Source organism: bacterium (genome assembly GCA_026416715.1).
In the GTDB taxonomy this organism is placed as follows: domain Bacteria; phylum UBP4; class UBA4092; order JAOAEQ01; family JAOAEQ01; genus JAOAEQ01.
Genome location: JAOAEQ010000018.1, coordinates 41727 through 68142, shown reverse-complemented (window position 1 = coordinate 68142; position 26416 = coordinate 41727). Strand labels below are relative to the sequence as shown.

Genomic DNA, 26416 nt, shown 5'->3' with positions numbered 1-26416 from the left:
TGAACGGATGAGTAAAGATCTGTTAACCGATAAATCGCATTATATTTTTGGTGATATTGATTATTTTACCAAACAAAAAAGAATGGCGTTACGAAACTGTGGCGTGATAGATCCGGAACGAATTGATGATTATTTGGCAGTTCGCGGATATGAATCACTTGCAAAAGTTTTAGCAAATTACAAACCGGAACAGGTTATTGAAGAAATCATCAAATCCGGTCTTCGAGGCCGTGGTGGCGGCGGATTTCCGACCGGATTAAAGTGGAAATTTGTTTCGGAACAGAAATCGGAGGAAAAATATGTCATCTGCAATGCGGACGAAGGTGACCCTGGTGCGTTTATGGATCGCGGAATTATCGAAGGTGATCCGTTCTCGGTTATAGAAGCGATGACGATTGGCGGCTATGCAGTGGGAGCAAATCTTGGTATTGTGTATATCCGTGCAGAATATCCGTTAGCAGTCGAACGGTTACATAATGCATTGCAACAAGCACGAGCGTTAAATTTTTTAGGGAACAATATTTTAGGAACAGATTTTTCATTTGATATAGAAGTCGTGCTTGGAGCAGGTGCGTTCGTTTGCGGTGAAGAAACCGCTTTAATTCATTCGATTGAAGGTATGCGGGGTATGCCGAGAACCAGACCACCGTATCCGTCAGTTTCAGGTTTATGCGGAAAGCCGACGTTAATCAATAACGTTGAAACCTGGGCAAATATCCCGGTAGTGCTACTTGATGGCTGGCAATATTTTGCTTCTATAGGCACAGAAAAGAGTAAAGGAACGAAGGTGTTTGCACTTGCTGGAAAAGTTAAAAATACAGGGTTGGTAGAAGTTCCAATGGGAACGTCAATTGGCGAAGTTATTTTTGATATTGGTGGTGGGATTAAAAATGGAAATAAATTTAAAGCAGTGCAAACTGGTGGACCGTCTGGTGGTTGTTTACCGGTCCAGTATTTAAATACGCCAATTGATTACGATTCGTTAATGACCGCTGGCTCGATTATGGGTTCTGGTGGAATGATTGTAATGGATGAGAAAGATTGCATGGTTGATGTGGCAAAGTTCTTTCTAGAATTCACGGTTGAAGAGTCCTGTGGGAAATGCACTCCCTGTCGTGAAGGAACGCGACGTATGCTCGAAATTTTAACTCGTATTACTTCTGGGCAAGGACAAGAAGGCGATATTGAAAAACTACAGCTATTAGGTAATGTGATTCAAAAGACGGCATTATGCGGATTAGGACAAACCGCGCCGAATCCGGTTTTATCAACCATTCGCTATTTCCGGTCGGAATATGAAGCGCATATTCAAGAACGAAAATGTCCAGCAGCAGTTTGTGGCGAGATGTTCGTTTCCCCGTGTCAACATACTTGTCCGGTCAATATTGATATTCCACAATATATTGGGTATATTCGAGAAGGGAAATTTGCTGAAAGTTTCCGGACAATTTTCGATCGTAATCCATTACCGTCAGTTTGCGGACGGATTTGCCACCATCCCTGTGAATCGAACTGTCGTCGTAGCAAAGTCGATGAACCGATAGCAATTATGTTCTTAAAACGATTTGCAGCAGATTATGCGGCAAGAACTAATTTGAAAGTAATTAATAAATCGAAACATAGATATCCGGAGAAGGTCGCCGTAGTTGGAAGCGGACCAGCTGGATTAGCTTGTGCATATCATTTAGCGATTCGGGGGTATCCGGTAACGATATTTGAATCCGAGAAAATTCCCGGTGGAATGATGACGCTTGGGATTCCAAAATATCGGCTGCCGCGAGACGTGATTCAAAATGATATCCAGCGAATCAAAAATATTGGCGTAAGAATAAAAACCGGGATAACGGTTGGTAAAGATATTACATTCGACCAACTGAAACGGCAAGGATTTCAAGCGATTTATTTAGCGGTCGGTGCGTGGAAAGAAGTCCCGTTAAAGATTGAAGGTAGCAATTTACAAGGGATTCTCAGTTCATTAAGTTTCTTGAAACAAGTGAACTTAAATGGGATTGGAAAAAAGAGCATTTCACTCGCCGGTAAAAAAGTTGCGGTTATCGGAGGAGGAAATGCGGCAATAGATGCTGCGCGAACCGCGATCCGACTTGGCGCAGAAGAAGTAAAAATCATTTATCGCCGGGCTAAAGAGGATATGCCTGCAATACCAGATGAAATCAGCGAAGCAGAACAGGAAGGAGTCACATTCCATTTTTATTTAAATCCGATTTCAATCAAAGGGGAGTCAGGTAAAGTAACGCAGATTCAGTGCGTAAAAATGAGACCCGGTGAATTCGATTTAAGCGGGCGGCGAAAACCAATTGCTACTGAAGAAATCATATCATTTCCAGTAGATTTAGTTATCAGCGCTATTGGAGCACAACCTGATGTGGATAACTTAGCAAAAACAATCGGATTGACTGTAGATGAGACTGGATGCATCAAAATTAATCCACGAACCTTCGAGACGAATATTCCCGGTGTATTCGCTGGTGGAGATGTGGTTCGCAGTGCTGGAACCGTTATAGAAGCTATATCCGACGGTGAACAGGGTGCGATATCAATAGCTCGTTATTTACGGAAGGAAAATTTAGTGGAGAATCGGTTTGTCATTAAAGGCGAACGTAAAGAAGTCGCTTATTTCGATCCGGCAGCGGAAGTAAAAGAATGTTATCGTCCGTCGTATGGAAAGATAGCGATTCAGAATCGGAAAAATAATTTTAATGAAGTTATCAGAGGATATACTCGAGCAGCAGCGATGTTTGAAGCGAACCGCTGCCTGCGGTGCGATAGAAAGGAGAACAAATAATCGAATATGAATCAGCAAGTTACTTTAACTATAGACGGAATAAAAGTTACAGTACCCAAAGATTATACGATCATGCAAGCAGCTGATAGTATTGGGATTCATATCCCGCGGTTATGCTACCATCCGAAATTAAGTGCGGTAGGTGCATGTCGGATTTGTGTCGTTGAAGTTGCAGGAATGAAAAATTATCCGGTCTCGTGTAATACGTTGGTTGCAGAAGGAATGATGGTGCAGACGAATTCTGCGGCAATTCGAGAAGCGCGGAAAGTATTACTCGAACTTTTGTTAGATGCGCATCCGAAAGAGTGTCAACTATGTGAAAAGAACCAACTATGCGAATTACAGGAATTAGCGAAAGATATTGGTATCAAAGAATTAAGATTTGAAGGTGACCGGCTCGAATTTTCACAAGATACTTCTTCACCAGCATTAATCCGAGACCCGAATAAATGTATATTATGTGGAAAGTGTATACGTGCCTGCTCTGAAATCCAAGGAGTAAATACTCTTTCATTTATCAATCGCGGATTTAAGACTACAGTTGCAACCGCATATCAAATTCCACTTGCAAAAACCGTTTGTGCTAATTGCGGGCAGTGCGTTAATTTCTGTCCGACGGGAGCACTGACGGAACGCGACGCTACGGAACAGGTTTGGAATGCACTTTCAGACCCGGAGAAAAAAGTTATCGTGCAAATTGCGCCTGCGGTTCGGGTGGCAATTGGAGAAGGATTTGGATTAGAACCTGGGGTAGATATGACCAAACAAACGGTAACCGCATTACGGATGCTCGGATTCGATGTGGTTTTCGATACGCAGTTTTCAGCAGATTTAACCGTTGTAGAGGAAGCAAACGAATTAGTTCAGCGAATTTGCAATAAAGGTAAACTACCGTTAATAACGTCCTGCAGTCCCGGGTGGATAAAATTCTGTGAACATTTTCATCCGCGGTTATTAGACCATCTATCGAGTTGTAAATCTCCGCAACAGATGTTAGGGGCGCTGATTAAAACATACTATGCGCAAAAAATTGGAATAGACCCATCAAAAATATTTAGTGTTAGTATTATGCCATGCACTGCGAAAAAGTATGAAGCGAGCCGGGAGGAGATGAACTCAAGCGGATTCCAAGATGTCGATGCAGTATTAACAACTCGGGAGTTAATTAACATGATACAACAAGCGGGGATTCAGTTCACGAATTTACCGGAATCGGAATTTGATAATGAATTAGGTGAATCAACTGGAGCTGCACCAATATTCGGTGCAACCGGAGGAGTTATGGAAGCAGCGTTACGCACGGCCTATGAATTAATTACCCAAAAAAATCTTGATAAGGTAGATTTCACTGTCGTTCGCGGATTTGATGGGATTAAAGAAACTGAGTTGGATATCGATGGGAACAAAGTTCGGGTTGCGGTAGCGTATGGATTACTCAATGCGCATCGGTTATTGACCGAAGTTGAAAAGGAAAATAAATCGTATCATTTTATTGAAATTATGGCATGTCCCGGCGGATGTTTAGGTGGGGGAGGACAACCTATACCTCGTGATACTTCGAAGGTAATGGAGAAAAGTATTTATGCTAAACGTGCTGAAGGACTTTATACAATCGATCGAAATAAACCGATTCGAAAAGCACATTTAAACCCGCAGATTTTAAAACTTTATGCCGAATTTTTGGAAAAACCGCTTAGTCATAAATCGCATCAGTTATTGCATACTCACTATCAAAAACGGACACCGAAAGGTGTTGCTCCTAAAAAACCACAAACTTTTAGCATTACCTAAAGCAGAAGAGGGGGAAATAATGAGTAAGGGTAACGGTAGAGAAGCACAACAAAATGTACAGTTTAAAAAGAATATGAAATTGTTAGGAAAATATTTAACCAGTAAACAAGTAGAACGTGCCGAACACGGTAAATTGATGGACATTTTGCATAAGACCCAGACGTTATTCGGGTACATTCCGCAAGAAGCGATAGATTTTATTGCAGAGCAGTTAGAAGTTCCGACAGCGCATATATATGGAATGGTAACATTTTATAATTTTTTTTCATTGAAACCGAAGGGGAAATATCAAATTTCCATCTGTAAAGGAACCGCATGTTACGTTGCTGGTGGTGCGCGAATTTTAGATAAGTTGAAGGAGAAACTTAACATCGGTGTAGGGGATACTACCCCGGACGGACTATTTAGTTTAAATATCACCCGTTGTCTTGGTTGTTGTGGATTATCGCCGGTATTGCAGATAAATGATACTGTATATGTTCGTATGTTACCAGAAAAGGTTAGTGCGCTTATTGATAAATATCGCAAGCAAGAAATAAGATTAAAAAACATAAATCAATCATCGAAATAGAGTACAATAATATATCATTTAATTTCAGGAGGAAATTATGGGTAATAAAATTCTCATTGTTGATGACGATGCTTCGTTTATTGAAGCTATCTCGACACTGCTTGAAGCGAAAGATTATCAAGTTATTTCTGCAGATAATGGGCAAGATGGATATCAGCGGGCGAAGTCTGAGAAACCAGATTTAATCTTGCTAGACGTAATGATGACGCATAAGACTGAAGGATTCGATATTGCTCGCAGTCTGAAAGCGGATAGCGATACAAAAGATATCCCCGTAGTGATGATAACCGGGATTCGGCGGGAAATGAACCTACCGTTTGGATTCGAACCTGATGAAGATTGGCTGCCGGTTAACGTAGTGTTAGAGAAGCCGATTAAGCCAGAATTATTGCTAAAAACTATTGAAGAAAATATTCGGAAATAACTTTACTCCTGAAGAGGTATTAATTTTTAGCTAAAACCCGTTCCGACATGTTTTCAGGAAGCAACCCCACCTGTTAAAGCAGTCTAGAATGGCATACTGTTATTATAGGTTTTGCAGGTGGCGAAATAGCTAGCACTGACCTTGAGGTTTGGATTCGATATATTCTTGATATGAGTGGCTTCATTTTGAATGAGCATGCGGTTGTTCTAGGTTAAAAACCAAAGAGATTGAGTTTATATTCCCTGAGTTAAAACTCGGGAGACTATCCAATAGTTCCAGCTATGAATAGCTAGCTATGCTGGATGCAATCCTCCCTTCGGGATTAACAAGAAGCCCCGTTTGGGGTAATAGAAAATTGAATTTAGCCAGTATAGAATGCTGCGGAATCAGGTTGGAAATAAAAAGCTAATCCACTATAGCCGACTGAATCAAGACAAAATTGACGTAAACAGCGAGATTTCTGCTCTCGCTGTGTTTTTTTGGTTCAAACTTGCTTAAACAACTTTAAATCTATTCGTATGCAAAACTTCCAAACAATAAAGCGAAAGCGGAACTTTCGCAGTGAAAAAGACTTTTCTTCGATTCAGCCTTCAAGATAAACTAAAATTCATCACCCCAGCGGTAAAGCTTACCACGTCGCATATCTCTATACAAGCGTTATTGTATCTGTTTCAGTTCGTTTATCCGCTGGGTAGCGAATTCAATTAAATCAGTATGTTGCTTATCCGCATGGGCTAAAAAATCCTGATATGCGGTAATTGCATCGCTTGTTCTGCCGTGTTTATCTAATAAAACCGCTTTATTGAGATATGCTTGAGCGATTTCGGGGCTGAATTGAAGCGCAAGGTTCAATTCAGAAATAGCGGATTCTACATCTCCGGTTTTCTCATAATGTATTGCACGGAGTGTATGCATCGCCGCAATGCCGGGTTTGATGTATTCCGCTAGGTTCGGGTCAAGCGAGAGCGCATGGTTTAAATCCGCTAACGCTCGCGAGTACTCGCCACAATTTGAATAGGCAATTCCGCGATTCATATATCCGCGCACATCGTTAGGCAGCAATTGAATGAATTGCGTAAAATCCGCAATCGCGTTATCTAGTTGGTTGCATCTTGTATATGCGATACCGCGTTCGAAATATGCTTCTGCATTAGCAATATCAAGTTCTATGACTTTGGTATAGTCAGCGATAGCATTCGGATATTGTTCCTGAATAACGTAGGCAGTAGCCCGATGGAAATATCCAGTTGTAGATTCGGGATTCAATTCAATTGTTTTGCTGAAATCAGCAATTGCAGAGTCATAATCTTCTTGATACAGCAACGCCACGCCACGATTGAGATACGCTTCAACCGACTGCGGATTAATGACAATCGCTTTCGTGTATTCCGTAATGGCTAATTCAAACTTATTTTCCTGTGCGTAATCTAATCCAAGCATTGTATGTACAGCAGATAATGCAGGATTTAAAATTGTAGCCGATTCCGGGGTTAGCTCAATAGCGTGATTAAAATCATCGAGCGCTTCGCGATATTTACTGCATTTAGTGAACGCTACACCCCGTTGGATATATGCAGCAGTATTCGCGGGATTCTCCGCAATCAGCTCGGTCAGATCAGCGATAAGTTTCTCTGTTTGTTCATTCGGTTTTTCTTCAGAAGTAGTCATTTCAGTTCCTTTCTTGCAAAAAATTTTGATTTGTGAAGCATTTACCACAGTTTAATCCTTAACCTGTGGGCTTACGCTCCGCAGAATAGTTTATTACTAGGTTAAATATAAAAAACTACCAGCGGAGCATTTGTTTCCGAGGATATTCACATACACGGTTGATCGGCAATAACTGGATTCCCACGAGTTGCAGTTCTATCAGTTGATTGTTGTAATAGAATGAGTTGTAATAGAATGAAATGTTACCATTATCGTCAGTACCAGCGGTATTTCCGGCAGCAACACTTAAGTTCGTGGTATTAGCAGAAAATTTATTCCGTGCATAGTAGTTTCCAGAAAAACTAATTTGTAATCCATAATCGTTTCCTATACAAACATTATCTTCAATCACACAATCGTAGTTACCAATATAAATTCCTGCACCAACTGTGGTTGATAACCCCTTGATGACACATATTCCCTACAATCATACAATGAACAACAGCATAAATTCCGTGATTCGTATTGTTATTACTGACATTATTAATTGCTGCGCTTCCGGAACCAACATAAATACCAGATTTACCATTATTATAAGTATTGTTCCCGATTACGTTGCCGTAATATTCAGCATAAATCCCATACTTGTTGTTTCGATAGGCGCTATTATTGATAACGGTACTGCCGCTCCTAGCAAGTATTCCAGTGCCGGAATTATTGGAAACGGTATTTCCAATAACCACTGACCCTATCCCAGCAAGGATCCCGTGAACCTGATTATCAGAAGACGTGTTGTTGATTATCGTGCAACAGCTATCGGTGTTAATCCCGTGATTTTTATTTTGAAACGCATTATTTCCTCGCAGGGTACAATTATATCCGATATAAAATCCATACGACCCATTTTCTGCAGCAATACACTCGATAATCGTGCTATTATCTTTAGTGTTTAAACCGATATTTCCATTTCTAATAGCATTAACGTGGATAACTCGGTTATTGCTGCCCCATAACTGAACCCCTTGACTATAAAAATCGCACACCGTTCCATTTTTAACTGTAATATTATGTGATGTAGAAGTCGCATAAATTCCGCTACCCATCGAACCGGTAGAAGTTCCAGCACCCAAAAGGGTATGACCATTTAAATCAATCGTTACATTACTACTTTGGATGTATATTCCATACTAGTTTTGCGCTACGGTAATATCACCAACTAGGATATACGACCCAGAACGGTTCATCGTGAATGGTGAATAGGCAATATCAGTTAATCCTGCGCTACTACTTAATGAGCGGAGTACTAGCATCCGTATCGTTACGATGAATAGTTTTGATGGTTGCATAGTTTGTTTTCTCCTTTCGATTAAAAAATAAAGTTATAGGGTTTCTGCTTGCTGTAATTCAGTAATGCGTTGTTTCGCATAATTAATCTGGTCAATCAGATATTCAGGGGCAAATTGAATGAACGCTTGATATGCAAATAACGCTTCAATTCGCTGTCCCATTTTTTCGCACGATAACGCTTTATGATAATATGCGGTAACGCAGTGGGAATTAATTTCCAGCGCTCGATTATGGTCAGCGATTGCCAAAACATACAGTCCTTTATGCCGATATGCGGTGCCACGACCGTCATAAGCATCTGCGAGTTGCGCGTTCAGTTCGATAGCTTTAGTGAAATCAGCTATTGCCTGGTCAAACTCGCCGATGGCAGTATGTGCATGTCCTCGATTACAATACGTTAGCGCATGATATGGCATTAATTCCAACGCTCGATTATAATCTTCTAGTGCTTTATAATATGCACCTTTTAACCGATAGGCGTTTCCGCGATAATAATAGGCATACGGATACTGGGGATGTAATTCAAGTGCTTTTAAGAAATCGAGTATCGCCAGGTCATATTCACCGAGCATAATATACGTTCGTCCGCGATTGAAATAATTGTGTGCATTATTCGGGTTTTTTTCAATCGCTTGAGTAAAATCAGCAATTGCCAGTGCATATTCGCCTAGCGCATCGTGGTTAATTCCGCGACCGGAATAGGCATCTGCATTATCCGGATTTAGTTCAATAGCTTTCGTATAATCTGCGATTGCCGAATCAAAGGCGCCGAGTTTATCGTAGGTAAATCCGCGCAAGGTATACGCATCAGCATATTGCGGGTCAATGACGATTGTGCGGTTTAGGTCTCGCAGCGCTTGATCGAATTCTCCTAAACTGAAATAGGCACTAGCGCGATGGAAATAGGCGGTAGCATCGCTCGGATTGAGTTCAATGACTTTCGAGAAATCAGTAATCGCCGATTTATAATCTTTTACTTTCGCATAGGTTATCCCACGATTTTTATATCCGCTCGCTAAGCGCGGATTCAAATTGATCGCTTTTGAGAACAGTTCAATTGCCGACCCGAATTCGCCTTGTTTCAGTTTCGCGATGCCCTGATTGATATATACCCACGGATCGTTTATTTCCATGAATTTGCGTTTAAATATCGCCATACGTTACTAAATCATTGCAATAGTTTGCTCTTTTAACAATAATACTATTTGATTCATTTGTCAAGTTAAAATTACCGCAGATGATTTTACGCCATGCGTTGGACTGCGGAAGCTCAGTTTCCAAATGAACCACAGCGAAAGCAGGGTTCCTGCAATCCGCAGTATTTTCTCTTGATTCATTCGTCCCTAACGGGACTGGATTTTTGTTTCGACCTGATTTTCCAGCAGTCCATATTGGGCTAAATTCAATCGTCAGAAACAGGGATTCTGGTTTATCCCAACGTGAGAATTACATCTCGTTCTGCCATTCATGCTTGGGTATGCAATTGATAATACCAGAATAACTAGTCCGGTTAAGGACGAATGAATGTTCGTTTCGGTAATTACCATGGTTCATTTTTAAAATTGCGGTAGCTTGGCTAACGCAGTTTTAAAAGAGAGGTGAGGTTTTGCGGCTGATATCATTCCTGCACAAACAGAAATCAAGTAATTCCAAGTTTACTTTTTATATCACGAAACTTCTCTTTTTATATTATTTATTGTAGAATATATATCCTCTATGACCCGAATTAAACCGAAACCAGCATTAATTATTCTGGCGATTATTCTCGGCGGAGCGCTCTGGGCAATTTCACTATTCTATCGAGCGCATCTGCTCGCATTGGAACGCGAGTATGTCTATAGCGAGCTGGTTAACCATAGTTTTCTGTTAACTCGCGCGCTGGAAAATAAAATCGCTACACTCTATTCGCTTAAAGCGTTTATCGAATCGCAACAATCAGAACAACATCTTAACGAGAATATTAACCAGTATCTTGCAAAACTCTCAGCAAATCTCAAGGGTATCCGTGTGATTTCGGTTGCGCCGAACGGAATCAATCGTTATGTTTACCCGCTGTTTGGAAATGAGCTTCTGCTTGGAAAAAACCTATTCTCTGATTCGCCATCGGAACTCCGCGCAGATGCACTCCGTGCGCTACGTTCCCGTAAAGTAGTTATCAGCGGTCCGTTTGAGGATTGGAACGGCGGTTTCGGGATTATTGGTATATTAGCGATTTTCCGGAATGAACGATTCTGGGGCTTCGTGACTATAGGAGTCGATATAACTAATTTACTCGAAGAAGCGCAATTCGGTGAAGCGAATCATCCAAATTATTATGCTTTCCGTCGTCATACCGGTAAAGTTTTTGCCGGAAATCCGTTGGTGTTTGACAAGAACCCGGTTATCAGCAAAATTGAACTGCCGGGCGGATATTGGGAATTAGCAGGAATTCCACGTGCTGGTTGGAATGCACTGGTATTTAAACGTGTTTGGATAATGCGAGGATTAAGTTTGGTGTTTTTATTGCTCTCCTTCAGTTACCTATATTTTCTGCTCACGCAACGAACGCAATTAGAACGACTTGTTGCCCAACGAACTTTAGAAGTGAGTCGAATTGCAACCCAACTTCAGATGATTACCGACGGTATCAGCGGAATAATTGCTTATGTAGACCGTAACGTTCGCTATCAATTTGTTAATAAAACCTATGAAACTTGGTATGGATTGACTAAAAACGATATGCTCGGAAAATCGATGCGCGAAGTCTGGAAACCGGAGGTTTATTCACGAATCGAACCGTATATCCAGCAGGTATTATCCGGCATCCCGGCACATTATGATTCTACTATCGAGCTGAAAATCGGAAAGCGTGAAATTAGCATTGATTATATCCCGCATTTTGGCGAGACCGGCGAAGTTATAGGTTTTTTTATTCTCGGTGTGGATATGACCGAGCGCAAACTCGCTGAAGAAAAATTAAGAACCGCAGAACAACAGTTGCAATTTTTCCTATCCTCGAGTCCAGCGGTTATTTATGCGGAACAATTTGAACAAGGTATTGCCCGTAATGCTTTTATCAGCGATAATTTGCTGGATATATTTGGATATACTTCGCAAGAATATTATCGAGAAAGAGAATTTTGGAAATCGCGAATCCATCCGGATGATTATCCTTTGGTCGAACAGAAATATAACCGATTTTTAGACCAAGGGATATTCCGTTGCGAATACCGATTTCGGCATAAAAATGGAAGCTATCGCTGGGTATATGATGAAGCACGAATTATCCGAGATCATTCAGGAACTCCGAGTCAGATTATCGGTTTCTTGAACGATATTACCGATCGAAAAACTGCAGAAGAAAAAGCGAAATCAACGCAAGAACGATTGAAATATCTAGTTTCGGAAGCGCCAGTAGTTATTTATTCCTATTCAGTTGGTGAAGAGCGCCAAGTAACGTTCGTGAGTGAAAATGTAATAGATTTACTTGGGTATGCTGCAGGTGAGTTCATTATCGAACCCGATTTCTGGCGAAATCGGGTTCATTCGGAAGATTATCCGCAGGTACGACATGAATTAGCGAACTTATTATCTACAGGACATATTGTTCTTGAATATCGGTTTCAGCACGAAAACGGAACTTACCGCTGGCTGCGGGATGAAGCGCGCGTGATTAAAGATAATCAAGGTAATCCGGTTGAAGTTATCGGATATTGGATTGATATAACTGCTGAAAAACAAGCGAAAGAAGAACTTGATCGGAGTTTCGGGAAACTCCGCCGTGCAATGGCAGGAACGATTCGTGCGTTAGCGTCAGCGACTGAGCTGCGCGACCCATATACCGCTGGACATCAACGGCGAGTAGCGAATCTCGCGCGTGCTATTGCTACGGAAATGAATCTGCCCTCAGATACTATTGAAGGAATTCGAATCGCTGCTACCGTTCACGATATTGGAAAAATCTATATTCCGGCGGAAATCCTAACTAAACCAACGCAATTAACCGCACTCGAATTTGAACTGATTAAAACGCATCCACAAGGTGCTTATGATATTTTGAAAGAAATCGAATTTCCTTGGCCAGTAGCGCAAGCGGTATATCAACATCACGAACGACTTAACGGTTCTGGATATCCGAACAAACTCACCAGCGACCAGATTGTTCTCGAAGCGAAAATCATTGCGGTTGCGGATGTGGTTGAAGCGATGACTACGCATCGACCGTATCGTCCGGCACTCGGAATTGAAACCGCATTAGATGAAATTAAACGAAATAGCGGAATCCTATATGCTCCGGAAGTCGTCCGTGCGTGCATAACTGTTTTTGAAAAAGGATTTATTTTCGATTAATTTTTAACCCTAAAGTTTAGAACTCTGCCAAGGTATAACTGAATTCTTCAAGGTAAAAGACGGACTATGCAATAGCAAGAGGGAATTATGACCGCTATTATTGATTTTCATACGCACGCATTTCCGGATACACTTGCCCAGCGGGCTATGGAGCATCTGACAAAACAAGGAAATATTCCTGCATTTCATCAAGGAACGATTTCTGCTTTGCTGGAATCAATGGATAAAACCGGCATAGAAAAAAGTATCATCTGTTCGATTGCAACGAAACCGAACCAGTTTAGGTCGATCTTGAATTGGTCGAAATCAATCGCATCTGATCGGATTATTCCGTTTCCATCGTTTCATCCGGATGATCCAAAGTATGCGGATAATATCAAAATGATCAAAGATGCTGGGTTTAAAGGAATTAAATTTCATCCGTACTATCAAGAGTTCAACCTAGATGACGAAAAAATGTTCCCGATATACGAGCACATTGCTACGGCAAACCTTATTTTGCTCTCACATACCGGATTTGATTTTGCTTTTCCATTTATTAGAAAAGCCGACCCGGAAAAAATCCTGAATGTTCTATCTCGCGTACCGGAGTTAAAACTAATCTGCTCGCATCTTGGCGCCTGGAAAGATTGGGATAATGTCGAATGCTTACTCGTCGGTAAACCGCTCTATATGGAAATCTCGTTTGCACTCGATTTTCTGGAGTTCGAACAAGCGAAACGTATCATAGTGAATCATCCACATGAATATATCCTATTCGGTACCGATTCACCTTGGACTGACCAGAAAAAAACATTGCACCTGCTAAAATCACTATCACTCGACCCTACGTTTGAACAGATGATTTTGTATGGAAACGCTATGCGATTGCTTAACTCCGTTAGCTAACTCAAGCTTAGTTCAGGAGATTCTAGGTTAACCCCCTATGTATAATTCTGCATCAACTCGTTTTCTCGAGCTCAAGCACAGGGTTATACTCAGCAGTTTGCATGAGTATATCTTATTAGGATACAATTTATCATTATTTATTTTTCTGTTGCATTAGGAGTAATCGGTTATGCCATATATCTATGTTATTGCCGAAAACCAAAACTTAATCCGAAAAGAATTATTTCGAGAAATAAAAGATGCGCAAATCTGTTACGGAGAAAAAGTTCCGTTCGTCGAGTTATTCGCCGCAGATGTTATTGTTTATTACGTGACTAACGAACAAATTGCAGTAACTGATATATTAGAATTACGAGAAGAGAAGGAACTATTTTTAAAGCCGATATATCTCGTTGCCGAACGTGAACTAATCGAAGTTAGCGGATTGATTGATGAAACAATTTTTATTTCAAGCACACCACAGTTAATGGCACAGAAACTCCGCGCCGGACTTGAACTCGCAAAAAAAGTCAATCTCTATCAGAAGATGTTTCCGCTCGATAATCCGAATGAAATCTTGTTACTCCGCTATCTAGAAACTCGACCGAATTACCATCTTAATCCAATGATGGACTATCAATCGCGAGTCGGCTATACGTTCCCGTTAGTTTCTGCGCTGTTAAATGCGCCGGATGCAGATGAAATCGCGTTTCTCGATTCGTTATCCGCGATGTTTCTCCTGTCACGGAATCTTCTGGATAAAGTGCATCTTTGTCCGTTTTGTAAGTATGCTCAGATAAATTTCCGCGAAATCTGCCCGAAATGCAAGTCAATTACTATCTCGGCTAGTACTGATTCCGGTCAATTCAAATGCAACGAGTGTTTGCACCAATTCACACTCGTAAACTATGATTGTTTGTGTTTCTATTGCGGTAAACGATTTACGCCGGAAACCGCGCTGGTTGTTGAAATCAATGGATATACGATTACGCAAGCTGGTATTGAGAGTGCAAAACAAGGTGTATTACCGACGTCCGAACTAATGAAAACAATTCAGAAAGAAACCGGATATTATACGCTCGATGAATTTCGGGAAATGCTGAAACAGGAAGTGCGTCGTTGCACGAGATATAACTATCCGTCAACTCTCATTCGATTTAAGGTTAAAAATCCACAGTTTCTGGTTGAACGGTTCGGATTAGCGCAGGCGCAAAAGATTTGGAAAGAAATCGCTACGATATTCATGCAGACTTTTCGTGATACTGACATTTTAACCGAATATCGGGTAAATGAACATTTAGCGATTCTTCCGCATACCGATATATTCGGTGCGCAGAAAATATTTGACCGGATTAAAGAACAGGTGAGTAAGAAAATCCAGCAGACACTGGATATCCAATACCAGGCGCTCGGATTACAGAATGAATCGTTTGAACTAGAACTACTACTTGAAAAAATGGGCGGGTAATTTGTCTGAGTTAAAACTCGAGGTGAACCGTTGTGTTAAACATGATGTATCCAACCACTATAGTTAAGTGGTGCAACGTTGAAAAATAGGAGTTATCAATTATGGCTACAAAAGAGCTTTTATTGGGGAATGAAGCGATTGGTCGAGGTGCGATCGAAGCAGGTATTTCGTATGCCGGAAGTTATCCGGGAACTCCGGCAACGGAAATCCTTGAATATTTGGCAAAACATAGCGATGCGGTGATAAACTGGGAAGCTAACGAAAAGATTGCTCTCGAAAACGCGATTGGTGCATCGTATGCTGGTAAACGGGCGCTTTGTTCGATGAAGCATGTCGGACTTAATGTTGCTTCCGATGCGCTGATAACTATTCCATATCTAACGGTTAAAGGTGGATTGGTTATTGTGGTTGCTGATGATCCCGGTGCATATTCGTCACAAAATGAACAAGATTCACGGTTTTACGCGCAGTTTGCCAAAATCCCGTGTTTCGAGCCGAGTGATGCGCAAGAAGCAAAAGATATGGTTATCGCCGCATTTGATTTATCTGAACAAATAAAACTGCCGGTTATGGTTCGCAGTCTTACCCGAGTTTCGCATGGGTTATCTCCTGTAGAAATCGGGATTCCTCGCAAACCAAACCCACCATCGTTAGAAAAAGACCCGGGTCATATGCTCGCTATTCCGAGCAATGTTATTCGATTGCATCAAGAGCTTATCGCTAAACAACCACAGTTAGTCCAATGGGGTGAATCTGCGGGATTAAATATCACCACCAAATCCATCCATCAGAATAAAGGGATTATCGCCTGCGGAATTACATATCACTATGCCAAAGAGTTTGCCCGCGATTATGCGTTCTTAAAAATAGGGTATTATCCATTTGCGGAGAAATTAATCGCTGAGTTCGTTACGGGTTTAGATGAGGTCTGGGTTCTTGAAGAAGGTGAACCGTTTGTTGAAGAGCTCACGCGTCGATATGCAAAACATGTTAAAGGGAAACTCTCCGGCGAATTGAATCGAGTAGGGGAACTCGGTCCGGATGCAATAGCTAAAAATCTTGGTGGAATGCAGGTGAACCCTAATATAGAAACAATCAAAAAATCGTTACCGGTTCGTCCGCCGGTACTCTGTCCTGGGTGCGGGCATCGAGAATTATATAAAGCGTTGAATGAAGCACAACCAACGTTTATAACCGGTGATATCGGCTGTTATACACTCGGAGCAAATCCGCCATTATCGGCAATGGATACATGTTTGTGTATGGGCGCAAGTATCAGCAAAGCCGCAGGAATCGCGAAGCAAGGATATACCAAAATCGCAGCGATTATCGGCGATTCAACGTTCATCCACGCGGGGATTCCAGCGTTAATCAGCGCAGTATATAATCAGGCGAATATAACGGTTATTATTATGGATAACGATTCTGTTGCTATGACTGGCCACCAACCGACTCCATTAACCGGAATAACTGCTAAAGGTGAAGCAGGGGGCAAAATTGTTCTGGAAGATTTATGTAAATCCTGCGGAGCGAGTTCGGTTGAAGTCGTTGACCCATTCGATGCTAAGAAAACAAAAGCGGTTTTAGTTGAGAAACTGAATGCTGCTGGAACTCACGTGATTATTGCACGACGTCCGTGCGTTCTGCTCACCCGAAAATCGAAAAGATAAATTGTGGGTTCGTATTAAAAAATAAATCTATAAAGGTACTACGCGCATTAAAGAGAATAAACTTCTTTTGCCGATAGAACGGTCATCTGCGCCTTTTGCAACGCTTTAATTCCATCAGCAATGTTCTCGGTGCGAATAACCACTACTGCTTTCTCACCACTTTTTGCAACAAATGCATAGAGATATTCAACGTTTAAATCTGCTCGATTGAACACTTCTAACACTGACGCTAATCCGCCTGGTTTATCCGGAACACCTACTGCAATGACATCGGTTTCCGCGACGCGAAATTTTGCTTTCTCGAGAACTTGTTTCGCTTTATCCGGGTTTGGAACAATCAATCGTAAAATGCCGAAATCAGACGTATCGGCGATGGATAACGCGCGAATATTGATTTTCGCTTGGGCAAGAACATTAAGTACTTCAAGTAATCGTCCTTTTTTATTTTCAAGAAAAATCGAAATCTGTTTGACTTTCATAGCTATCAGCCTCCTCATTCATTGAATCATGTTATTCCTATAGATTGAAAGAAGTTAAACAACAAGTTACTGTCGTTTCATTACAATTGCCGTTTATCGATAACCCGTTTCGCTTTTCCTTCACTTCGTGGTAAAGTTTTTGGTTCGACTAAAGTTACTTTTACCCGAATTCCAATCGAATCTTCGATATGCTGTTCAATTCTATTTCGGACTTCTTCCAGATGCTTGATTTCATCTGAAAATAATGATTTCGTCGCTTCAACTTGAATCTCCAGTTCGTCAAGGTTATGCGGGCGCGTTATGATAATTTGATAGTGCGGTTCGACTCCTTTAATTTCGAGCAGTGCTTTTTCAATCTGCGAAGGGAAAACAATCACACCACGGATTTTTAGCATATCATCCGACCGACCGGTAACTCGATCCATTTTTATCAGGGTTCGACCACAAGCACATGTTCCAGATTTTAATTGCGTAATATCTTTCGTCCGGAAACGAATCATAGGCATACCTTCCCGAGTTAAGGTAGTCAATACCAATTCGCCTTTTTTCCCTTCCGGTAACACTTCTAACGTTTCCGGCGAAATGATCTCTGGATAAAAATGGTCTTCAAAAATATGCAATCCACTTTTCTCCGGACACTCTTGCGATACCCCGGGTCCGATGATTTCAGTTAGTCCGTAAATATTCAATGCGGTTAAATGAAACCGCTTTTCAATTTCTTCGCGCATTCGTTCTGTCCACATTTCTGCACCGAAGCAACCGGATTTTAACTTCAATTTCTTTAAATCAATCCCTTCTTCTTCAGCGACTTCTGCTAAATAGAGCGTATACGACGGTGTACAGGTTAATATGGTTGACCCGAAATCACGCATAACCTGCAGTTGTCGTTTAGTATTCCCAGCAGAAATCGGAATGACGGTAGCCCCGATTTTCTGCGCACCATAATGCACGCCAAGTCCGCCAGTAAATAAACCGTAGCCATATCCGTTCTGAACAATATCATCTTTTTTTGTTCCTGCCATCGTCAAAGTTCGGGCCATCACTTCGCTCCATAACTCGATATCTCCACGCGTATATCCGGCAACAATCGGAGTGCCAGTTGTTCCCGAAGAAGTATGAATTTCCACAATCTCGGACAACGGAACCGCAAACATCCCGAACGGGTATACTTCCCGTAAATCATCTTTACTCGTCAAAGGAAGTTTCTCGATATCTTTGAGGGTTTTAATATCCGCTGGTTTAACTTTCGCTGCTGCAAACCGTTTCCGATAATAGGGAACGCGTTCATAGGCATATGTAACAATAGTGCGGAGTCGCTCTAGTTGTAGTTCCTGCCGTTGTCTTGCCGACATACATTCGGCTTCACGATTCCAGATCATTTTTTCTTCCTCCCTGAAGTTAATTTCCCTTGATAAAATGGAATGTTTGCTTTTTTCAATAATTTTTTAGCGAGTTGAACGTCAACGCCTTCAACCAGAAGATACGCTCGTTTTCGCGTATCCAGAACCAAGACATGCGCATTTTCGATATTTAGTTTATTTCGGGAAAAAAATTCCGCGATCTGATGTAATCCGCCAGGTTTATCTACCATTTCAATTGCCAGAACCTCTTCGAGCGATACGGTCATTCCTTTATTTTGCAATGCTTTGAGAGCTTTTTTCGTATCATCAACTACAAATTTCAGTACGCCAAATGCATCTGAACTGGCAATACTAATCGCAAGAATATTTATGTTATTTTCGGCCAATATCCGAGTTATTTTTTCCAATTTTCCCGGTTTATTCTCGGCAAAAACCGATATTTGTTGAATTCCCATAATACACCATGCTCCTTTCGGAAATAATCCTGAAAATGATTTACGCTACAACGTTCGCTTATCAATAACCCGTTTCGCTTTCCCTTCACTAATCGGTAAGGTACCAGGTTCGGCGAGTTCGATTTTCGGAGTAACGATGATTTCTGACTTCAGTTTGTCAATCAATGTTTGCCGTAATGCAACCAGATGTTCAACTTTCCCATCGAATAAACTTTTTTCTATCTCAACTTTAATAGTGATTTCGTCTAACGCATCGAGTACTATCAGATAATTTTTCGCTACGCCTTTAACACTCATCAGAATGCGTTCAATCTGCTGCGGGAAAATATTTACTCCACGAATGATAAACATATCATCCGTTCGTCCGGCAATTCGGGTTATCCGCCGATGCGTTCTACCGCATTTGCATTTTTCCGAAATGACTGAGGTAATATCCCGAGTTCGATATCGTAATAACGGCATTCCTTCTCGGCATAGCGTGGTCAAAATTAATTCACCTTGTTTTCCTTCGGGAACATAATCGCCGGTTTTCGGGTCGATGAGTTCAATATAAAAATTATCTTCCCAAAGATGCATACCGTTTTTCTCTTCACATTCAAATGCTACTCCCGGTCCATTCATTTCCGATAAACCATAGGAATTATATACCTCGATACTCAACGCTTGTTCGATTTTACGTCGGGTTTCTTCTGAATACGGTTCTGCACCGACGAACGCTTTCTTTAACCATAAATCTTTTTTAGGATTGATTCCTTTTTTCTCTAAAACATCTGAGAGATATAGAGCGAAACTTGGCGTGATATGAATTGCAGTAGTTTTAAAATCTTGCATCAACTGAATCTGTCGGTCAGTATTACCTGGTCCTGCGGGGATAACAAGGATCCCGACTTTTTCAGCTCCATAGTGCATAACCAGAGCGCCGGTAAATAACCCATAGGTCATCATATTTTGCAAAACATCATTCTTCTTCATACCGGTCATAACTAAACATCGGGCGATGAGTTCTGCAGCTTGTTGAATATCGTTGTAGGTAAAAAAGATAGCTTTCGGTTTACCAGTGGTTCCGCTTGAGGTATGGAGCCGAACAACTTCTGAATAGGGAACCGCTAATAATCCGGTTGGATACGTAGTCCGTAAATCATCGTTCGTGGTAAACGGAAGTTTCTTGATATCTTTTAACGATTTAATATCGCTAGGTTTAATCCCTTTTTTTGCTAGTTTTGCGCGATAAAATGGGACTTTTTCATAGACTCGTTTAACCGTCTGTTTCAGCCGTTCAAGTTGAAGTTTTTCCAGCTTTTTCCGGTCAATAGTTTCTAGTTCCTTTTGCCAATACATACCGAACCTTCTTTCTGTTAAAATGATAACTGTTACCAAAACATCGTATGATGCATTTCATTATACAATATTCAACTGCAATAATCAAACCCCAAAAATAGTTCGATAAAAAAAGGATGCATTGTCTTCTACCGTGCCAATGCATCCCCCTTCGTATCAACAATGTACTCTTTTACGAAGAAAATTTATACTGCAACTGCCAGCGGAAAAACCACGCGTGGTCTTGCGAGTTATCTGCATAGAAACTACCGGGGAACAGCTCCTCAACAATGATATATCCATCAAGACTTTTATTGAACTTATGATTCAACTGAATCTGCGGTAGATGTCCACGAACTTTACCATCTGCGGAAAACATTGACCCATTAACATTTTCGTTTGCTAAGAGATAGCTATAGCAGAGACTGAGATTTGTTTTCGGGGAAAGATCGAGTTTTACACTCGCCCGGTACGTTTGCAAATTAGTCCAATAGGCAACAGTTTTCGTTTCTTTTGCGAGCGTAAAAACATAGAGTTCACTCAGCCAAGGCCAGCGCGAAAATATCGGATCCCAAGCTTCAACATCGGTGGTAGTCGGATCGTCACCGGATAGGTAGTAATATCCAAGATTTATTTCTGGAGTTAAACAAACGTCGTTAAACTTTCTACCTGCAATGAAATAGCCACCGATACCTTCTCGGTCAATATTGCTATCATCATAATCACCAATTTGACCGGCAAGTTCCGCTCGGAATTTCCACGGGACAGGAACATACACGCCACGCGCGCCAAATGTATGGAGTTTGAGCGTTGGGGTTGTCCCATATCCTCCTTCTCGTTTCCAGATGTAGTATGGTTCTAACGTAACTTTATCGTTCAGTTTATTCTTCCCGTAGAGAACGATACCGGATTCATCAGAGTTATTCGTAGCAATCTGCTGGTCATTGACTACGGGCAAATGGTCTTCGTGCCAGTTATTGATATACACGAGATCGAGCGAATTATTCTTATTGATTTTCCACGTCGATTTCAATGCGTTGAAATAGAAGGTTTTTGAGCCATCGCCCGGCGTTCCATCCATAATCACGAATCCTTCACCATAGGTTCCTAAGAAATCTTGGCGACCGATTCGTAAATCCAGCGGCGCGCCAAACGCATCTTTAACATCTAGGTAAAGGTTATCAATCACAATTTCTTCGTTCGTAATCTCTTTTCCTTTACCTACATCACCGGATGAAAAGAAATATCGCGGTTCCGAGGTAAGCTTTAACATCATACTAACATCGTTATTGAAATTGTATTTCGCCCAAGGTGATATTTTCAATCGAAGATAGTTATCATCCTTACCGACACCGTCGCGGAGATCTAAAACATTGATCAAATATTCTTGCCGCAAACGAATGTCTAACCCATATTTTAAATTCGAACTATCTTCTGCCATCACCGCAGTTGCAAACCATCCGCTAACAACTAATGCTCCAATGAAAATAACTAGCATTTTTTTCATATTAAATTAAATCCTCCTGTTAATCGCCATGTATCTACTAAACTAGGATTGTATAGTTCACCTGCCTTTCTCTCATAAATTTATTGATTATTTTTACCACGAATAAATCCGCCGGTTAACGATGCATCGAGTAGTTCTTTTGAAGGTTTTTTCGTTAATAAACTTACGACAAGCATAACCACAATTGATATAACGAAACTATAGAAACTATAATGCATCGGCAATTTTTTCACCCATTGATGAATTCCACCGAAAATAAACGCACTCACGAACCCAGCAATCATCGACCAAATTGCTCCTTGTTTCGTTGCCCCTTTCCAATACAAACCAAATAATATTGGGGTAACAAACGTTGATAACATAATTCCTATTCCCATCCAGATTAACCAAGCGAGCAGTTGGTCAGTTCGCATTAAAGCGAGGACAAAGCTTATAGTTCCGAATACGAGAACCGCAATGCGACTCACCAGAGTAATCTGTTTATGGGTAGCATCTTTATTAAATAGTTGTTTATAGAAATCCCAACCAAACGCTGATCCGATTACTAAAAGGAGTCGATCGGTAGTTGACATTACTGCGGCGAGAACCACCACTGCAAAAAACGACCATACGAATTCGCTTGGCATTGCATATCTAACGCCGGCTATAAACGCATCGTCCGGTCGCGTTAACGTGAGTTTTCCCGTTTCAACCAATGTACCGACCGCCATCCCAGTGATTTTTATTAAATACATAATGATTAAATATAACCCTACGATAACCAACGGCGACCAGCGGAACAGTTTTTTATCTTTAACCGCAATAACGTTGTTTATAATATGTGGAGCCGAACCAAGCCCGAACGCTAATAAGAAAAACCACGAGATAATGAATAGCGGAGTAAAAACAGCATATTTTGCATACGGTGGCGCTTGTGGAAAAGCAATTTGGACTAAATTCGGGTCTTTAGCTGCCAAAGTCTGATTGATAACGGTTAAACCACCAGCGGCATTGATAACCAGCGGAGCCATTATCAATACTCCAATAATGATGATAATCCCCTGAAATAGGTTAGTCCATGCGACCGCATAGAGTCCACCCAGTAATACATAAATTACCACGATAAATACACCGAGCAGTAATGCTTGTATTTGCGTAATATTTAAAATAGATCGCAGAACGATTGAAATTGCATCGTATTGACCGACTAAATAGATTAACGAAGTTACCACCACGGCTAATGAGGCGATTGACCGAACCGCTTTCGGGCTTTCAAACCGATAGGCGAGATAATCCTGTACCGTATGAAAGTTATTTTTCTGACATACTTGATAGATTTTATATCCGTATAAAATAATCATCACACCGCACGTTAACGGAACGAATAATTGTTCCCAGAAGGTTGGCCAGCCGCCAGTACTTCCCAAACCGGCAACCCCTAACAAGGTCATTCCGCTAACCACGGAACCGAGAACGAGCATAACGAACATCCAGAATCCTAATGTTCTCCCTGCAACAAGATAATCTGACGACGTTTTAATTTTAGCGCTCGCTGCTGCTCCAATGAAAAGCAAAAGTACAAAATAGAACACTATTACTATTAACCCACCAACACTTACCATATCATTGTTCCTTTCTGATTCGAAATAGTTACGGGATTGAATTTGGTTTTCGACCGAATCATTATTCTTTAAAACTAACGCCCCACCACAACAACCATGCTAGAATAAGAAAAGGGCAAATAATGAAAAACGTTACAAAGGTACTTATTGGTAATCCGAACATACACACCTCCTCATTTGGTTATTTTGCGGTTTCGTTACGATAGGTAATTAAAGAACCGAGATAAGTTACGAGTGCAGAAATAGGTAACGCAATAACAATCGGGTCAACCACCGCCCAAGTGGTTTTCGTAACGAGACTCGGTTTGTTAAATAACCAATTACATAGCTGCAGCGCCGCTGATTCCTTTTCGTGCATAAAGAAGACCCAGAACGCCCAAACTATTAACCCGACAACCATCCCCGCAATAACACCTTTTCGGGTTGCTTTTTTCCAATATAATGCGGAAATATATGCCGGCAGAAATACGACCGCACACATTCCGAAAAAGAGCGAAGTCGCAATGGCAATAATACTTCCCCCAAGGTTATACGATAAGATTACCGTTATAACGAATGCGATAAATATCCCGAGTTTGGCAATTAATACCGTTTGTTCTTGATGTTTTCCTTTATTAATCGCTTGTTGGAAGAAGTCGCGTCCGATTGAAGTTCCAATAGCATGGAATTGACCGCTCAACGTTGACATTGCCGCCGCGAGTAATGTGACTAGGAAAAGGTAACCGAACCATTCTGGCATCGCCATACTGATATAGGTCGGTATTATTTTATCGATATTAGGTTTTTTCGTTACTTCATCGATGACCATCGCCAGCGATATTTTCCCTTGCGTTTGCCAAAAATATAGGTTGGTTAATGCACCGACGACAAACGCAACTCCAGTCATCATTAAAATGAATATCCCGCCAGGAACCAGCGCTCGGTTCAGTTCTTTTCCACTTTTCACCGTCATATATCGGACACAGAGTTGCGGTTGGGCGAGAACGCCAATACCCACACCCATAATAATCGTTGAAACTAACGTCCACCACAGTGGTGTATTAAAATAGGGCATCGCTGTCCATCCGCGATGTCCCTGTTCGATTAATGGTGGCGGAACTTTCACCGCTAAATCGGTTAACGCCTGATGTGCACTAAACCACCCCACTTTCGAATACGTTGCGATTAACAAAATCAACATACCAACAAACATTAACCCACCTTGAAATGCATCGGTATATACCACACCTTTTAATCCGCCGAAAAAGACATACGCGACTACGACCGCAGCGAAAACAAACAATGCAACTTGATAATTCAAATGCAGTTGAACTTCGACGAAGCGCGCGCCGCCAATCATCACTGCAGCGGCATATAACGGCATTAAGACCGCAATGGTTAATCCAGCGAAACCTTGAATGAATCTCGATTGGAATCGTCTGCCTAACAATTCAGGGAAGGTATGCGCATCGAGTTGAGCACCAATTCGTCGTGTCGGTTTACCGAAAAAAACAAACGCAATAAAAATACCCATAAAAATATTTAACATCGTTAACCATAGTAATCCCATTCCAAACATTCCGGCAGCACCACCGAATCCGACGATTGCTGATGTACTGATAAAGGTACTGCCGTAAGCTAATGCCATTAACACCGGATGAATTTCTCGACCGGCAACAAGATAATCCGCAGCACTTTTCGTCTTGCGGTATCCTAGCCAACCGAGATATGCTACGATTAATACATACGCCCCAACGACTATGGTTAAAATAGTGAAATTCATTTTGCGCTTCCTCCTCGTTTACACCCAAGATTGTTATAGGATTAAATGATATCCCTTCATTTTAAACGGTTTCTTCAAACTCGAGGTCTTCATCTTTCGGATGAGTCGGTGGCATCATTTCTTCTTCATCGTTCCAATGCATTAAACCATAAATAACGCAGAGTGCCGTACTCGCTATACAGAGAACATATGCACCGAGCACCCAGATATCGCCAAATCCAAGCATACCCTTTTCCTCCTTCGTGGTACCAAACGGTACCAATGATTTATTTTGATTAAGAAAGGTATGACATTATAATGGTTGCCATAATTCTTGTCAAGTAGAAAATGGTAAAACACGATCATTGGTTCACGATTGATCGGAACTCACTGTATAGCGAGTCTACCCTGAGCGAAAGCGGCGAGATTCAGTTCGATAGTTTTCGGCGGAACATTTGAAGCGATAACGCGTTCCCATGCTTCCACTGGAAACAGAAGAAATCGGGATAATGCACCGAGGAGAATGATATTTTCAACTCGCTGGCTGCCAAGATTCTGCGCCAGCCCCGATGCATTTACCTCGATGGTGTGGAATCCTGATTTTATCAATTGCTGCAATACATTTTCCGGATACGGTATTTTTCCCGGGTTAGCGGTCGCTGGGATAACGCGTCGTGTATTGAAAATGATGGTTGCGGTCGGTTTTACATAATCGATATTTCGTAATCCTTCCAATGCTTCCAGCGCAACGAGATAATCTGCATTCCCTTTAGGAATCAATGGCGAATAAACCTCTTTTCCAAATCGAACATGACTGACAACACTTCCGCCACGTTGCGCCATGCCATGAATTTCGCTTTCCTTTGCGACATACCCAACTGAAAATGCTACCTGCGCAACAATTTGACTCGCTAAAATAATTCCTTGCCCGCCGACCCCGGCAAACAATATGCTTGTAGTTTCCATAGTTTAGTTTCCTTATTATTAAGATTACGATAGATTGGTTCTTTCCATGTAAACAAAAAAAGTATACCATAA

The 26416-nt window shown here is 41.3% G+C and carries 22 protein-coding genes and 2 pseudogenes; 10 read left to right on the top strand and 14 right to left on the bottom strand.

Annotation, left to right across the window (positions count from 1 at the left end):
• The first annotated feature begins 82 nt into the window (after positions 1 to 82).
• From N3A72_08665 to N3A72_08640, 6 genes and pseudogenes are all read left to right on the top strand, one after another.
• Positions 83 to 1339, top strand: a pseudogene (locus N3A72_08665) (NADH-quinone oxidoreductase subunit F).
• Positions 1340 to 1579: pseudogene (locus N3A72_08660) on the top strand (hypothetical protein). It begins immediately after the preceding pseudogene.
• 15 nt (positions 1580 to 1594) lie between these two features.
• Positions 1595 to 2803: an FAD-dependent oxidoreductase gene (locus N3A72_08655; protein ID MCX7919658.1), complete on the top strand. Its 1209-nt coding sequence runs from the start codon at positions 1595 to 1597 to the stop codon at positions 2801 to 2803.
• 6 nt (positions 2804 to 2809) lie between these two features.
• The gene (locus tag N3A72_08650; GenBank protein ID MCX7919657.1) at positions 2810 to 4594 is read left to right on the top strand and encodes an NADH-dependent [FeFe] hydrogenase, group A6; all 1785 of its coding nucleotides are present in this window, start codon (positions 2810 to 2812) and stop codon (positions 4592 to 4594) included.
• A gap of 19 nt (positions 4595 to 4613) precedes the next feature.
• A complete protein-coding gene (locus N3A72_08645) occupies positions 4614 to 5165 on the top strand; it encodes an NAD(P)H-dependent oxidoreductase subunit E (GenBank protein MCX7919656.1) in 552 nt (183 codons plus the stop codon).
• A gap of 37 nt (positions 5166 to 5202) precedes the next feature.
• Positions 5203 to 5589 (top strand): response regulator, encoded by a 387-nt coding sequence (locus N3A72_08640; GenBank protein MCX7919655.1) that lies wholly within the window; start codon positions 5203 to 5205, stop codon positions 5587 to 5589.
• Between the two features lie 657 nt (positions 5590 to 6246).
• Here the strand turns inward: N3A72_08640 and N3A72_08635 are convergent.
• The 5 genes from N3A72_08635 to N3A72_08615 all read right to left on the bottom strand — a co-directional run bounded on the left by N3A72_08635 (position 6247) and on the right by N3A72_08615 (position 9740).
• Positions 6247 to 7257, bottom strand: coding sequence for a tetratricopeptide repeat protein (locus N3A72_08635; GenBank protein ID MCX7919654.1), 1011 nt, complete (start codon positions 7255 to 7257; stop codon positions 6247 to 6249).
• Between the two features lie 115 nt (positions 7258 to 7372).
• Complete coding sequence (locus N3A72_08630; protein ID MCX7919653.1) at positions 7373 to 7648, bottom strand: hypothetical protein; 276 nt, start codon at positions 7646 to 7648, stop codon at positions 7373 to 7375.
• A gap of 10 nt (positions 7649 to 7658) precedes the next feature.
• Positions 7659 to 8411 (bottom strand): right-handed parallel beta-helix repeat-containing protein, encoded by a 753-nt coding sequence (locus N3A72_08625; GenBank protein ID MCX7919652.1) that lies wholly within the window; start codon positions 8409 to 8411, stop codon positions 7659 to 7661.
• A 12-nt stretch (positions 8412 to 8423) separates the two neighbouring features.
• The gene (locus N3A72_08620; GenBank protein ID MCX7919651.1) at positions 8424 to 8582 is read right to left on the bottom strand and encodes a hypothetical protein; all 159 of its coding nucleotides are present in this window, start codon (positions 8580 to 8582) and stop codon (positions 8424 to 8426) included.
• A gap of 33 nt (positions 8583 to 8615) precedes the next feature.
• Positions 8616 to 9740, bottom strand: a complete 1125-nt coding sequence (locus tag N3A72_08615; GenBank protein ID MCX7919650.1) for a tetratricopeptide repeat protein — start codon at positions 9738 to 9740, stop codon at positions 8616 to 8618.
• Positions 9741 to 10299: 559 nt separating this feature from the next.
• Between N3A72_08615 and N3A72_08610 the strand changes: the two genes are divergently transcribed.
• The 4 genes from N3A72_08610 to N3A72_08595 all read left to right on the top strand — a co-directional run bounded on the left by N3A72_08610 (position 10300) and on the right by N3A72_08595 (position 16917).
• On the top strand, positions 10300 to 12912 hold the full coding sequence (locus tag N3A72_08610) for a PAS domain-containing protein (protein MCX7919649.1): 2613 nt from the start codon (positions 10300 to 10302) through the stop codon (positions 12910 to 12912).
• 87 nt (positions 12913 to 12999) lie between these two features.
• The gene (locus N3A72_08605) at positions 13000 to 13800 is read left to right on the top strand and encodes an amidohydrolase family protein (GenBank protein MCX7919648.1); all 801 of its coding nucleotides are present in this window, start codon (positions 13000 to 13002) and stop codon (positions 13798 to 13800) included.
• A gap of 169 nt (positions 13801 to 13969) precedes the next feature.
• Positions 13970 to 15247 carry a diguanylate cyclase gene (locus tag N3A72_08600; protein ID MCX7919647.1) on the top strand — a complete coding sequence of 426 codons (1278 nt, stop codon included), beginning with the start codon at positions 13970 to 13972 and terminating at the stop codon, positions 15245 to 15247.
• A 101-nt stretch (positions 15248 to 15348) separates the two neighbouring features.
• Positions 15349 to 16917, top strand: a complete 1569-nt coding sequence (locus tag N3A72_08595) for a thiamine pyrophosphate-dependent enzyme (GenBank protein ID MCX7919646.1) — start codon at positions 15349 to 15351, stop codon at positions 16915 to 16917.
• Positions 16918 to 16964: 47 nt separating this feature from the next.
• Here N3A72_08595 and N3A72_08590 read toward each other — a convergent pair whose 3' ends face one another.
• The 9 genes from N3A72_08590 to N3A72_08550 form a co-directional block, all read right to left on the bottom strand.
• On the bottom strand, positions 16965 to 17396 hold the full coding sequence (locus N3A72_08590; GenBank protein ID MCX7919645.1) for an ACT domain-containing protein: 432 nt from the start codon (positions 17394 to 17396) through the stop codon (positions 16965 to 16967).
• An 80-nt stretch (positions 17397 to 17476) separates the two neighbouring features.
• Complete coding sequence (locus N3A72_08585; protein MCX7919644.1) at positions 17477 to 18775, bottom strand: phenylacetate--CoA ligase; 1299 nt, start codon at positions 18773 to 18775, stop codon at positions 17477 to 17479.
• Complete coding sequence (locus N3A72_08580) at positions 18772 to 19212, bottom strand: ACT domain-containing protein (protein MCX7919643.1); 441 nt, start codon at positions 19210 to 19212, stop codon at positions 18772 to 18774. Before N3A72_08580 ends, N3A72_08585 begins: the two co-directional genes overlap by 4 nt.
• A 45-nt stretch (positions 19213 to 19257) precedes the next feature.
• On the bottom strand, positions 19258 to 20550 hold the full coding sequence (locus tag N3A72_08575; protein ID MCX7919642.1) for a phenylacetate--CoA ligase: 1293 nt from the start codon (positions 20548 to 20550) through the stop codon (positions 19258 to 19260).
• Positions 20551 to 20722: 172 nt separating this feature from the next.
• Entirely contained in the window at positions 20723 to 22036 is a 1314-nt protein-coding gene (locus N3A72_08570) for an alginate export family protein (GenBank protein ID MCX7919641.1), read from the bottom strand.
• 80 nt (positions 22037 to 22116) lie between these two features.
• Positions 22117 to 23637 carry a sodium:solute symporter family protein gene (locus N3A72_08565; protein MCX7919640.1) on the bottom strand — a complete coding sequence of 507 codons (1521 nt, stop codon included), beginning with the start codon at positions 23635 to 23637 and terminating at the stop codon, positions 22117 to 22119.
• Positions 23638 to 23818: 181 nt separating this feature from the next.
• Positions 23819 to 25399, bottom strand: a complete 1581-nt coding sequence (locus N3A72_08560; protein ID MCX7919639.1) for a sodium:solute symporter family protein — start codon at positions 25397 to 25399, stop codon at positions 23819 to 23821.
• Between the two features lie 61 nt (positions 25400 to 25460).
• Positions 25461 to 25625 carry a hypothetical protein gene (locus N3A72_08555; GenBank protein MCX7919638.1) on the bottom strand — a complete coding sequence of 55 codons (165 nt, stop codon included), beginning with the start codon at positions 25623 to 25625 and terminating at the stop codon, positions 25461 to 25463.
• Positions 25626 to 25765: 140 nt separating this feature from the next.
• Positions 25766 to 26344, bottom strand: coding sequence for an indolepyruvate oxidoreductase subunit beta (locus tag N3A72_08550; protein MCX7919637.1), 579 nt, complete (start codon positions 26342 to 26344; stop codon positions 25766 to 25768).
• Positions 26345 to 26416: the final 72 nt, after the last annotated feature.